This is a genomic window from Nocardioides sp. NPDC057767 (genome assembly GCF_042798275.1).
Taxonomy (GTDB): Bacteria; Actinomycetota; Actinomycetes; order Propionibacteriales; family Nocardioidaceae; genus Nocardioides.
The window spans coordinates 45,034-57,438 of the sequence record NZ_JBHVKJ010000037.1 but is presented as its reverse complement, the minus strand read 5'-3'; the positions used below and the strand labels follow the sequence as shown (position 1 = coordinate 57,438).

Annotated in this window: 10 protein-coding genes; 7 read left to right on the top strand and 3 right to left on the bottom strand. The window is 71.8% G+C overall.

Going from position 1 to position 12,405, the window contains the following annotated elements:
* Window positions 1–78: 78 nt before the first annotated feature.
* Genes ACFVDI_RS19225 through ACFVDI_RS19210 form a run of 4 tightly spaced genes read left to right on the top strand, consistent with a single transcriptional unit; the run spans window position 79 to window position 5,116 of the window.
* Window positions 79–2,166, top strand: coding sequence for a primosomal protein N' (locus ACFVDI_RS19225; RefSeq protein ID WP_378908225.1), 2,088 nt, complete (start codon window positions 79–81; stop codon window positions 2,164–2,166).
* 55 nt (window positions 2,167–2,221) lie between these two features.
* On the top strand, window positions 2,222–2,767 hold the full coding sequence (def, locus tag ACFVDI_RS19220; protein WP_378908219.1) for a peptide deformylase: 546 nt from the start codon (window positions 2,222–2,224) through the stop codon (window positions 2,765–2,767).
* Entirely contained in the window at window positions 2,767–3,687 is a 921-nt protein-coding gene (gene fmt, locus ACFVDI_RS19215; protein ID WP_378908181.1) for a methionyl-tRNA formyltransferase, read from the top strand. Before def ends, fmt begins: the two co-directional genes overlap by 1 nt.
* Window positions 3,671–5,116 (top strand): RsmB/NOP family class I SAM-dependent RNA methyltransferase, encoded by a 1,446-nt coding sequence (locus ACFVDI_RS19210; protein WP_378908153.1) that lies wholly within the window; start codon window positions 3,671–3,673, stop codon window positions 5,114–5,116. Before fmt ends, ACFVDI_RS19210 begins: the two co-directional genes overlap by 17 nt.
* A gap of 3 nt (window positions 5,117–5,119) precedes the next feature.
* On the opposite strand, the gene ACFVDI_RS19205 is transcribed toward ACFVDI_RS19210, so the two are convergent.
* On the bottom strand, window positions 5,120–5,851 hold the full coding sequence (locus tag ACFVDI_RS19205; protein WP_378908149.1) for an AAA family ATPase: 732 nt from the start codon (window positions 5,849–5,851) through the stop codon (window positions 5,120–5,122).
* A 49-nt stretch (window positions 5,852–5,900) separates the two neighbouring features.
* Between ACFVDI_RS19205 and ligD the strand changes: the two genes are divergently transcribed.
* Window positions 5,901–6,860, top strand: coding sequence for a non-homologous end-joining DNA ligase (gene ligD / locus ACFVDI_RS19200; RefSeq protein WP_378908147.1), 960 nt, complete (start codon window positions 5,901–5,903; stop codon window positions 6,858–6,860).
* Between the two features lie 3 nt (window positions 6,861–6,863).
* On the opposite strand, the gene ACFVDI_RS19195 is transcribed toward ligD, so the two are convergent.
* Window positions 6,864–9,080 carry an acyltransferase family protein gene (locus ACFVDI_RS19195; protein ID WP_378908144.1) on the bottom strand — a complete coding sequence of 739 codons (2,217 nt, stop codon included), beginning with the start codon at window positions 9,078–9,080 and terminating at the stop codon, window positions 6,864–6,866.
* A gap of 101 nt (window positions 9,081–9,181) precedes the next feature.
* Window positions 9,182–10,063: a RecB family exonuclease gene (locus tag ACFVDI_RS19190; protein WP_378908142.1), complete on the bottom strand. Its 882-nt coding sequence runs from the start codon at window positions 10,061–10,063 to the stop codon at window positions 9,182–9,184.
* 77 nt (window positions 10,064–10,140) lie between these two features.
* On the opposite strand from ACFVDI_RS19190, the gene ACFVDI_RS19185 reads away from it, so the two are divergent.
* Both ACFVDI_RS19185 and ACFVDI_RS19180 read left to right on the top strand, forming a co-directional pair.
* Window positions 10,141–11,334: a site-2 protease family protein gene (locus ACFVDI_RS19185; protein WP_378908140.1), complete on the top strand. Its 1,194-nt coding sequence runs from the start codon at window positions 10,141–10,143 to the stop codon at window positions 11,332–11,334.
* Window positions 11,335–11,402: 68 nt separating this feature from the next.
* Entirely contained in the window at window positions 11,403–12,404 is a 1,002-nt protein-coding gene (locus tag ACFVDI_RS19180; RefSeq protein ID WP_378908138.1) for a tRNA (adenine-N1)-methyltransferase, read from the top strand.
* Window position 12,405: the final 1 nt, after the last annotated feature.

The following is a 12,405-nucleotide window of genomic DNA, read 5'->3' as shown; positions in this document are numbered from 1 at the left end:
GGGCCGACTCGGCATGGCTTGTGGTCAAGACGGGCCGACTCGGCATTTCGTCGGTGGCTGCTGGTAGAAACGACCCCTGTGAGCCGGGGACCGAAGGAGGCAGCCGGGGCAGCCGAGTTGGAGCTGCCCGGCCTGGTTCGCGACCGGGTCAAGGAGGGGCGGGCGAAGGCCGCGGCCACGCGTGCGCGGAAGGCTGCTGAGGCGGAGCTCGCCGAGGTCGACCCCGTCGCCAAGGTCTTGCTCGACCTGCCGATGGCCCACCTGGACCGCCCCTTCGACTACGCGGTTCCGGTCTCGATGGCCGAGGAGGCGCGGCCCGGGGTGCGGGTGAAGGTGCGGTTCGGCCCCAAGGACGTCGACGGGTTCGTCGTGGCCCGCGCCGAGGCCTCCGAGCACACAAAGCTGCAGCCGCTCAAACGGGTGGTCAGCTCCGAGGTGGTGCTCACCCCGCAGGTGGCCGCGCTGAGCGAGGCGGTCGCCCGGCGTTACGCGGGTCCCCGGGCCGACGTGCTCCGGCTCGCGATCCCTCCGCGGCACGCGTCGACCGAGAAGGAGCCCTCGCCGGCCGCCCCGGCCGCGCCACCGTTCGACCCGGCCGCGGCGACGACTGCCTGGACCGGCCACGAGCCCGCGGCCGCATTCCTGCGACACCTGGCCTCCGGCGGAGCGCCGCGTGCGGTCTGGCACGCCGCGGCGGGCACCGACCACGCCGATCTGATCGCGCACGCCACCGCCGCGACGCTCGCCTCCGGACGCGGTGCGCTGGTCGTGGTGCCCGATTGGAAGGACCTCGCCCGGCTCGACACCGCGATGACGAAGGTGCTGGGGGAGGGCCGGCACGCCGTGCTGGCCGCGGACGCCGGGCCGGCGCCTCGTTACCGTGAGTTCCTGCGGGTCTCCCGAGGCGCGGTGAAGGTGGCGATCGGCACCCGTGCCGCGGCCTTCGCGCCGGTGCGCGACCTCGGGCTCGTGGTCGTCTGGGACGACGGCGACGATCTGCTCGCCGAGCAGCGTTCGCCCTACCCGCACGCGCGCGACGTGCTGCTCCTGCGCGCCGAGCTGGAGCAGGCGGCAGCGCTCGTGGGCGGCTTCGCGCGGACCGTCGAGGCCGGGTTCCTGGTCGAGACCGGTTGGGCGCAGGAGATCCGCCCGACGCGTGCCCTGGCCCGGCAGCGGGTGAGCATCGAGATCACCGGCGACACCGACTTCGACCTGGAGAAGGATCCGCTCACCCGGGCCTCCCGGGTGCCCCGCGAGGCTCACGAGGCGATCCGCGCCGCGCTCGCCACCGGACCGGTCCTGCTGCAGACCCCGCGCCGCGGATATGCGGCCTCGCTGGCCTGCGACCGGTGCCGTACGCCGGCGAGGTGCTCGGCCTGCCAGGGGCCCCTGCAGCTCGGCGGACCGGCCGCGCCGCCGACCTGTGCCTGGTGCGGTCACGTCGAGGCGGCATGGGCGTGCGGCGCCTGCGGCGGGTTCGGGCTGCGGGCGCCGATCATCGGTGAGGCCCGCACGGCCGAGGAGATGGGTCGCTCCTTCCCTGGGGTGCGGGTGGTCACCTCGTCGGCGGGGGCGGTCAAGCAGGCCGTGCCGGGGACTCCTGCCATCGTCGTCGCGACCATCGGCGCCGAGCCCGTGGTCTCGACAAGCTCGACCGCCGGTAGCGGCTATGCCGCCGTGCTGCTGCTCGACACCTGGTTGCTGCTCGGGCGGCCGGACCTGCGTACGGACGAGGAGGCGCTGCGCCGCTGGAGCAACGCCGCCGGACTGGTGCGGCCGGGCGGACGGGTGCTGGTCGTCGGTGACCCGGCGCTGCCCGTGCTGCAGGCACTGGTGCGGTGGGACCAGCCCGGGTTCGCCCAGCGGGAGGCGTCCGCACGGCAGGAGGCACACCTGCCTCCCGCCTCGCGCATGGCCACCATCACCGCCACGCCGGGAGCACTCGACGACGCACTCACACTGCTCGCGCTGCCACCGGGCGCGGAGATCCTGGGGCCGGTGCCCGCCGAGCCCACCTCGACCGGCGAGCCGCGGCTGCGTGCGGTCGTACGCGTGCCGAGGTCCCTCGGTACCAGGCTCACCGAGGCGCTCGGAGAGCTGCAGCGGGTGCGGTCGGCGCGCAAGCTCGACCCGGTGCGGGTCCAGGTCGATCCGCCGACGCTCTGACCCACGCTCAGCCCACGTATTGTGGACCCGACACGCTCGACCACCTAGGAGAACAGTGGCAGTCCAGCCCATCCGACTCTTCGGCGACCCCGTGCTGCGCAAGCCAGCCATCGAGGTCGTCGACTTCGACAAGGAGCTGCGCAAGCTCGTTGCCGACCTGACCGACACCATGCTCGAGGCGCCCGGCGCCGGACTGGCCGCTCCGCAGATCGGCGTGAGCCTTCGTGTCTTCACCTGGTACGTCGACGGCCAGGTCGGTCATCTGGTCAACCCGGACCTGACCCTGTCGGAGGAGACGCAGGACGGGGGAGAGGGCTGCCTGTCGCTGCCCGACATCACCTTCGACTGCCGCCGCGCGCTCTCGGTCGTGGCGAAGGGCTTCGACATGCACGGCGAGCCGGTGACCATCGAGGGCTCCGAGCTGCTCGCCCGGGCCATCCAGCACGAGACCGACCACCTCGACGGCATCCTGTTCATCGACCGGCTCGACGAGGCCGCGCGCAAGGCTGCGATGAAGGAGATCCGGGAGTCGGAGTGGTTCGGCCTGGAGAAGCCGACGGTGAAGATCTCGCCGCACGCGACGAACGGGTTCGGGTTCTGATGAGGGTCGTCTTCGCAGGCACGCCCGAGGTCGCGGTGCCGTCCCTGGACGCGATCGCCGCCTCCCGCCACGAGCTGGTCGGTGTCGTCACCCGGCCCGACGCCGCCCAGGGCCGCAGCAAGCGGCTGGTGCCTTCGCCGGTCGCCCAGCGGGCCGAGGAGCTGGGGGTGCCGGTGCTCAAGCCGGAGCATCCCCGCGAGCCCGAGTTCCAGGCGGCGCTGAAGGCGCTGAAGCCCGACTGCTGCCCGGTGGTCGCCTACGGCGCGATGCTGCCGCAGTCGGCGCTGGACATCCCGCCGCACGGCTGGGTCAACCTGCACTTCTCGCTGCTGCCCGCCTACCGCGGCGCGGCTCCGGTGCAGCGTGCGGTCTGGGCCGGTGAGGAGATCTCCGGTGCCACCACCTTCCGGATCGTGAAGGCGATGGACGCCGGTCCCGTCTTCGGCACCATGACGCAGGCGCTGGCGCCCGAGGAGACTTCCGGCTCGCTCTTCGAGAAGCTCACCGCCGGTGGCGCCACGCTGCTGGTCTCCACCCTCGACGGGATCGAGGACGGCTCTCTGGAGGCGCGCGAGCAGCCCGCCGACGGCGTCTCCTACGCCGACAAGATCACCGTCGAGGACGCCCGGGTCGACTGGACCCAGAACGCGGTGGCCATCGACCGGCAGGTCCGCGCCTGCACCCCGGCGCCGGGAGCCTGGACGCTGCTCGACGGAGAGCGGTTCAAGGTCGGACCGATCACGATGACCGACGACGAGGCTGCCCCCGGCGAGCTGGTCGTCCGCAAGAACGAGGTCCTCGTCGGCACCGGCACGACGGCCGTACGCCTGGGCCGCGTGAAGGCCTTCGGCAAGAAGGAGATGCCGGCGGCCGACTGGGCTCGCGGCGTACGTCTGGAGTCCGGTGTCACCTTCGAATAGGAGGCGCCCCGGCCGGCGGCCACAGGGACCACGACGACCAGGGGAGCGGGGCGGCACCAAGCCCGTCGACCCGGCTCGGCTGGCGGCGTTCGAGGTGCTCAAGGCGGTGCGGGTCGACGAGGCGTACGCGAACCTGGTGCTGCCTCACGTCCTGGGCCGCCTCGGCCTGGAGGGTCGCGACGCGGCCTTCGCGACCGAGCTGGCCTCGGGGACGCTGCGGCAGCAGGGCACCTACGACGCCGTGCTGGCCGCGTGCATCGACCGGCCACTGGCCAAGGTCGAGGCGAAGGTGCTCGACGTGCTGCGGCTGGGCGCCCACCAGGTCCTCTCCATGCGGGTCCCGGACCACGCCGCGATCTCGACCAGCGTCGACCTGACGCGCTCCAAGGTCGGCCAGGGCCCGGCGGGCTTCGTCAACGCCGTCCTGCGCAAGGTCACCCGCAACCCGCTGGAGGAGTGGGTCGCCGAGGTCGCACCCGCGCGTGAGAAGGACCACGACGGCTGGGCCGCGGTCGCCTTCAGCCACCCGCGCTGGGTCGTGGAGCGGCTGGCCGAGGCCGTCGGCCGCGACCAGATCGACGCGCTGCTCGAGGCCGACAACGTGCCCCCGTCGGTCACGCTGGTCGCCCGTCCGGGGCGGGCGACGGTCGACGAGCTCGGCGGTACGCCGACGACCTACTCGCCCTTCGGCGTCACCCTCGACTCCGGCTCACCGGCCGGGATCGAAGCGGTCGCGGAGGGGCGCGCGGGCGTGCAGGACGAGGGCTCGCAGCTCGTGGCCATCGCCCTGGCCGAGACGGACGTCGAGCGCGACGGCGACCGGCCGGAGACCTGGCTGGACCTGTGCGCCGGGCCGGGCGGCAAGTCGGCTCTGCTGGCGGCCCTGGCCGCGCAGCAGGGCGCCACGCTGGTCGCGAACGAGCGCCAGCCGCACCGCGCCGGACTCGTCCTGGCCAACCTGACCGACCGCTCGGCCGGATCGCCGGTCGAGGGTGTCTCCGGGGTCGTCGCGGGCGACGGGACCAGGCCGCCGTTCAAGGACGCCACCTTCGACCGGGTGCTCGTCGATGCCCCGTGCACCGGCCTGGGGGCGCTGCGCCGCCGGCCGGAGGCGCGGTGGCGGCGCGGCGCGGCCGACCTGGACGTACTCGCCGGCCTGCAGCGCTCCCTCCTCGACCGCGCCATCGACCTGACCCGGCCGGGCGGCGTGGTGCTCTACGCCACCTGCTCGCCGGTGCTTGCGGAGACCGGCGGCGTGGTGCGGAGCGTCCTCGGCGACCGATCCGACGTACGCCTCGAGCCCATCGAAGCCACGGTCGGCAACGTGCCCGACAGTGCCGGGCCGATCGAGGGCACGGTGCAGCTCTGGCCGCACCGCCACGGCACCGACGCGATGTTCCTGGCACTGCTGCGCCGCACCCGGGTGTGATCCTCAGTCGAGGATGTGGCGCAGGTAGCGGAGCGGGTCGTCGAGGTAGCTGCGCCAGTGACGTACGAGCTCGAGGTCGTCCCAGGTCGTCTCGCGCAGACCCCAGTCGCCGACCTCGAGGATGGTGGCGCCGGGCATCGCGGCCAGCACCGGCGAGTGGGTGGCGCAGAGCACCTGACCGCCGTCTCGCACCACCTCGTCGAGCGTTGCGATCAGCCCCATCGTGGACATGAACGACAGCGCCGCCTCCGGCTCGTCGAGGCAGTAGAAGCCGGGGGAGTCGAACCGCTGGCGCAGCACCGCGAGGAACGACTCGCCGTGGCTCATCTCGTGGAACACGGGCTCGCCCGCCGGGGAGTCACCCAGATCCTCCATGTAGGTGTACCAGCCGTGCATCGTCTCGGCGCGGAGGAAGAAGCCCCAGCGCGCGGAGCCCAGGCCGCGCTGGAGGCGGAGGGCGTCGCTCAGCGGCGACTCCGATGCCCGCGTCGAGTGGTTGGTGTTGCGCGAGCCGCCCTCGGGATTGAGGCCGTACGCCGCGGCGACGGCCTCCACGATCGTCGACTTCCCCGAGCCGTTCTCACCGACCAGGAACGTGACGCCGGCGCCGAGATCGAGCCCCTTCTCGACGACCTGGGCGACGGCCGGGACGGTCAGCGGCCACTCGCCGGGCGGCAGCGCCGCACGCGTGGTGTCCGCCTCGACGCGTACGACGGGAGGCTGGTCGAAGTCCATGCCCCGAATAGTAGGAGGGGCTCGGGATCCGTGGCCTACGCTGGCGAGCATGACCAAGGCATCGCCGTCGGTGGAGATCGAGGTCGACAACCGCGTCGTCAGGATCTCCAACCCCGATCGGGTCTACTTCCCGGAGACTGGTGCGACGAAGCTCGACGTGGCGCAGTACTACCTCGCCGTCGGCCCTGGGATCGTCAACGCGTTGTGGGAGCGGCCGTGCATGCTGCACAGGTTCCCCAAGGGCCTGGCGGGGCCGAAGGTGCACCAGAAGCGGCTGCCGCAAGGAGCGCCCGACTGGATCGAGACCGTACGTCTCTACTTCCCGCGCTGGGGCCGCACGGCCGACGAGCTGTGCGTGACCGAGCTCGGCGCGGTGATCTGGGCGGTCCAGATGTCGACGGTCGAGTTCCACCCCTGGAACAGCCGCCGCGAGGACACCGAGAAGCCCGACGAGTGGCGCATCGACCTCGACCCCGGTCCCGACTGCCCGTTCTCGACGGTGCAGACCGTCGCCGGCGTGGTCCGCGAGCTCCTCGACGAGCTCGGCGCGGTCGGCTACCCGAAGACGAGTGGCGGCTCCGGCATGCATGTCTACGTGCGGATCCCTGCGGAGCACGGCTTCGGTGACGTACGCCGCGCCGCGCACGCCTTCGCCCGGGAGGTCGAGCGCCGGGCGCCGAAGCTGGTCACCACCGCGTGGTGGCGCAAGGATCGCGACCCGGCGCAGCTGTTCGTCGACTACAACCAGAACACCCGGGACCACACGATCGCCTGCGCCTACTCGATCCGCGGCGTCGCCGACGGCCGGGTCTCCACCCCGATCGCCTGGGAGGAGACCAAGGACGTCGACCCGCGTGACTTCACGATGCGTACGGTGCCGGCGCGGTTCGCCGAGATCGGTGACCTGCACGCCGACATCGACGACCATCCGTTCTCGATCGAGCCGCTGCTCGAGTGGGCCGACCGCGACGAGCGCGACGGCGCGGAGACGCCTCCCGAGGAGGAGTGAGCGTCACCAGACCTCGAGTCGCTCGCCCAGCGTGCGCCCGAGCTCCTTGGCGTAGGTCGCGGTGAGGTGGTGGCCGTCGCGGTGCGTGATCGTGTCGCCGACGACCGTCGTGCAGATCCCCACGCTGTCACAGAACATGTCGTCGAGGTCGATGGTCTCGACGCGAGCGGACTTCGCCGCCTGGATCTGCAGGTCGGCACCGTCCTGCTGGCTCTCGAGCGGCTTGTAGGTGCAGGGCGAGAGCGTCTTGTTGCTGCTCAGGCACGTGGCCGGGTCGAACTCGAGCGCCGGTACGTCACGCAGCCACACGGTGCGCTTGGCGGCGGGCTTCACCTGGTCCAGCAGCCGCTGGTAGCCGCGGTAGACGGCGCGGCGTACGTCCTCGCGGTCGGTGTGGCGGCCCGCGGAGTCGTGGTAGGCCGCGCTGATCGGACGCGAGGAGATCAGCAGCAGGTCGGGGCGGAGCTTCTTGACCGAGGAGAGCATGAAGTCGTGGAAGTCGTCGCACGAGGTCATCGGGTCGGTGCTGTCGATCTTGTCGGGCGTGACCAGGGAGACGGTGCACTGCGGCATCGCCAGGACGTAGGCGCGGTAGCCGGAGCGCTCGGCGATCTCCTCGACCGCGGGCGTCCAGTGGCGGGCGTGGGAGTCACCGATGATCACCATCGTCTTCTCTGCGTCGACGTCCCCGCGCGGGCACAGCTTGCGTACGGTGGTCGCGTAGTAGTTGCACTCGCCGACCGTCTCGACGTCGTCGGAGAGGTTCGTGAGACCCGGCTTCAGGTTGGTGGGGATGGGCTGGTTCTTGCGGGCGGCGAGCACCGAGGCCTTCAGCAGGGCCGGGAGCGGATCGGGCTCCTGCGCCTTGGCCGCCGGCGGTGCGTCGCTCGACGCCGGGCGATCGGGCCGCTGTGAGCCCTTGGGCTGCTCGGCGGAGCCGGAGGAGTCCGCCTCGGCAAGCGTGATGGCCGGCTGGTAGCCGTCGCGGGCGGCCCCGGTGGCGTAGGAGTTGGCCCCGAAGCAGGTCACCGCGACCAGGGTGATGCTCAACGGGTAGAGCGCGACCGGTCCCAGCGAGCCCGCCCTGCGCAGCGCCGGGCGGTGCCACAGGAGGCCACGCCGGAACGGCTCCTCGACGAAGCGGTAGGAGAGGCCTGCCAGCCCGAAGGCCAGCGCAACCAGAAGCACCTGCTCCCACCAGTGCAGCTCCCGGCCGAGCTGCAGCTCGGCGAGGACCAGCACCGGGAAGTGCCACAGGTAGAGCGAGTAGGACCAGTTGCCGATCACCTGCAGCGGCGGCACCGACAGCAGCCTGCCGACGACCGTCGGACCGTGCCACAGCGTGCCGGCCACGATGATGAAGACGCTGCCGAGGACGGGCACGAGCGCCGGGGTGCCCGGGAACGGGGTCGCGTCGTTGAACTGCAGGCAGGCGCACACGATGAAGAACATCCCGAACGCCGAGAGCACCTGCGCCCGCCAGCGTGCGGTGGCGTCCTGCGGCCCGTCGTCGCGGAACGCGATCGCCGCGATCGCGCCCAGGCCGAGCTCCCAGGCGCGGGTGAAGGGCGAGAAGTACGCCGCCTCCGGGCTGGTCCGGGTCAGCACGGCGGAGGCGAGCAGCGATGCCAGGATCACGGCACCGAGCGCGATGACCAGCGCGCGCCTGCGTCTTCGCGGATCGGGGTCGGCCTGTTTGCTGCGCCGCTTCAGCATCCACAGGCAGCCCAGGATCATCAGCGGCCAGACCAGGTAGAACTGCTCCTCCACCGCGAGCGACCAGAAGTGCTGGAGCGGCGACGGCGGCAGGGCGGCCGAGAAGTAGTCGGTCTCCAGCGCCGCGAACCGGAAGTTGGCGGCGAAGGCCGCCGACCACAGCGCGTCGAGTGCGATCTCGCGGGTGCGTACGAAGCCGAGGAAGAACGCGGCGTAGACCACCGTCGCCAGCAGGACCACGGTCGCCGCGGGCAGGATCCGCCGGGCCCGGCGCGCATAGAAGCCGAGCAGGCTGACCCGACCCTCGGTGCGCACCTGCCGCATCAGCTGCTGGGTGATCAGGAAGCCCGAGATCGCGAAGAAGACGTCGACGCCGACGAAGCCGCCGGTCAGGGACCCGAAGCCGACGTGGAGCGCGACGACCGCGAGCACCGCGATCGCGCGCAGGCCCTGGATGTCGAGACGTTGCCGAGACGAGGTCGCGCTCCCGGTCGTCGAGCTCACGGGCAGCCGCACCTCCCTCAGCCAAGCGCCTCCGTCACATTCGTCGCGACGATAACTCTCGTAACCTGCCGATCCTGGTAGACGCGCCTAGGGCCCGGGTCCTAGTCGAGATCGAGGTCGTCGCCCGCGGTGACAGGGCCTGGGATCGGGGGAAGCGGGGGAGGAGTGCCGCCGAAGGCTGGGCACAGCGACTTGTGCGCACACCAGCCGCAAAGCTTCCCCGGGCTCGGCTGCCACTCTCCGGTCTCCTGGGCGGTGCGGATGGCCCGCCAGATCGCCTCGGCCTTGCGCTCGGTCGCGAGCAGGTCGGCCTCGTCCGGCACGTAGCGCAGGATGTCGCCGGAGCCGAGGTAGATCAGCTGCAGCATGGCCGGCACCACGCCGCGGGTGCGCCAGATCACCAGCGCGTAGAACCTCAGCTGGAACAGCGCCTTCGCCTCGTAGGCGTCGCTCGGGATCCGCGAGGTCTTGTAGTCGACCACCCGGATCCGGCCGTCGGGGGCGATGTCGACCCGGTCGATGAAGCCTCGCAGCAGCAGCTTGGACTCGAGCAGCGCCTCGACGTAGTGCTCGCGCTCGGCAGGCTCCAGGCGGCGCGGGTCCTCGAGGTCGAAGTAGCGCCGCAGCACCTCGCGGCACGACTCCAGCCAGGCGGCCTGCGCCTCGTCGGCCTCCGAGGTGAACAGTGTCGCCAGGGTCGGGTCGAGGCTGCGTACGTCCTGCCATGCCTGCTCCACCATCGATCTGGCCTGCCGGGGCGTGCGCTCGGGAGCGGGCAGGTCGAACAGGTCCTCGAGCACCTTGTGCACCACGGTCCCGCGCGCGGCCGCCTCCGAAGGCGGCTCGGGGAGCTGGTCGATGGTGCGGAACCGGTAGAGCAGCGCGCACGAGGTGAAGTCGCCGGCGCGGCTGGGGGAGAGCGACCCCAGCACGTTGACGCCGTCGACCGGGGTCGACCGCGCATCGGCTGGCGAGGTGCTCATGGGGCCGACACTATTCGCAAGCACCGACAGTCCGGGTCGGCACCTCTCGGCAACCGTCGCTCAAGTACGCTCGGAACGTGGCAGACCCTGACCCACGCCCCGGCGGCGACAAGCCGGTCGAAGAGGCGGAGCCCACCTCCAGAGCCCCGGGCACGATCAAGGTCGGCTCCATCGCGGGCAGCGACGTCCTGGTCACGCCGTCCTGGTTCCTCATCGCGGCGCTGATCGCCTGGCTGATGGCTCCCCAGATCGAGGCCGTCGAGCCGGGACTGGGCTGGTTGACGTACGTCGCGGGCTTCGTGTTCGCGATCGTCCTCTACGGTGCGGTGCTGCTGCACGAGGCGGCCCACGCCGTCGTCGCCAAGCGCCTGGGCTATCCGGTGGGTGTGATCATGCTGCACTTCCTCGGCGGGGCGACCTCCGTGGAGAAGGAGGCGAAGCGGCCTCGCGACGAGTTCTGGATCGCCGTGGTCGGGCCGTTGGTCTCCCTGGCCGTCGCGGGTGCCGCGTTCGGCGTCTCCGTGATCGCCTTCGAGGCCCCGTTCCGCACATCCAACGGCCTGCTGGGTCTGATCGTGACCGGCCTGTGGGTCACCAACCTCTTCGTCGGGGTGCTCAACCTGGTCCCCGGTCTGCCCCTCGACGGCGGCCGGGTGCTCAAGGCGGCCGTGTGGAGCGTGACCGGAAACATCAACCGGGGCAGTCTCGTCGCCGGCTGGGCCGGGCGCGTTCTCGCCGTCATCGTGCTGCTGTGGCCCTTCACCCAGGGGCAGATCCTCCGCGTCCAGCCGGATCTCATGGACTACGTCCTCGCGGTCATCATCGGCGTGTTCCTCTGGAGCGGAGCGTCCGCGGCGATCATGTCCGCGAAGGTACGCCTCCGGCTCCCCCTCCTCGTCGCCCGCGACCTCGCCCGCCGCACCCTGGCAGTGCCGGCCGACCTGCCGCTGGCGGAGGCCGTGCGCCGCGCCCAGGAGGCCGAGGCCGGCAGCATCGTCACCGTGACCAGCGGCGGTGAGCCGATCGGCCTGGTGCACGAGGGCGCCCTGCTGGCGACCCCTGAGGACCGCCGCCCGTGGATGGCCACCTCGACGGTCACCCGCCGGCTCGAGGACGGCCTCACCCTCCCGGCCGACATCGACGGGGAGGCTCTGATCCAGGCGATCTCGAAGACGCCGGCGCCCGAATACCTCCTGGTCGAGCCCGACGGCTCGATCTACGGCGTCCTGGTCACCTCCGACGTCGACGCGGCGTTCCGTGCGGGGGCCTGAGTCTGAGTCTGACCCGGGCAGGCGTCGTGGTTTGCCGGGTTGACCGGGGGAGCGGGTAGCCTCAGCGGGTGTCAAGCGCTGAGATTCCAGACATTCCGGCCGAGGCCCGAGCGGGTGTGCACCGCGGGCCGCTTCGTGAGGGCGAGTGGGTGCGGCTGACCGACACCAAGGGTCGCCGCCACAACTTCGAGCTCGTCGCCGGGAAGCGCTTCTTCTCCAACAAGGGCCACATCGACCACGACGAGCTGATCGGCCGCGAGGAGGGCTTCACGGTCACCGCCTCAACCGGAGGTGAATACCTGGTCTTCCGTCCGCTGCTGAGCGAGTTCGTCGTCTCGATGCCGCGTGGCGCCGCCGTGGTCTACCCCAAGGACGCCGCCCAGATCGTCGCCATGGCCGACATCTTCCCGGGCGCCTCGGTCGTGGAGGCCGGGGTCGGCTCCGGTGCCCTGACCTGCTCGCTGCTGCGTGCCGTCGGTCCATACGGCAAGGTGACGTCCTTCGAGCGCCGCGAGGAGTTCGCCGAGGTCGCCCGCAAGAACGTCGACCAGTTCTTCGGCACCCCGGCGGGGGAGTCCCACCCCAACTGGTCGCTCAACCTCGGCGACCTCCAGGAGGAGCTCCCGCGCCAGCAGATCCGCTGCGACCGGCTGATCCTGGACATGCTCGCCCCGTGGGAGTGCATCGACGCTGCCGCCGAGTCGCTCTACCCCGGCGGCATGGTCTGCGCCTACGTCGCGACCACCACCCAGCTGTCCCGCTTCGTCGAGACGGTCCGCGCCCACGGCGGGTTCACCGAGCCGCAGGCGTGGGAGTCGCTGGTGCGCGACTGGCACGTCGAGGGCCTCGCGGTCCGGCCGGGTCACAAGATGATCGGCCACACCGCCTTCCTGGTGACGGCCAGGAAGCTGGCACCGGGCGAGCGTGCGCCTCGCAAGACGCGGCGACCTGCCCCCGGCGCGTACGGGGTCGACTACACGGGTCCGCGGCCCGCCGACATGCCTGCTCCCGAGCCCGTCGCGGACGTCGTCGCCGGCGCCGCGCCGGAGGACGGCGCCGAGTTCGACTGAG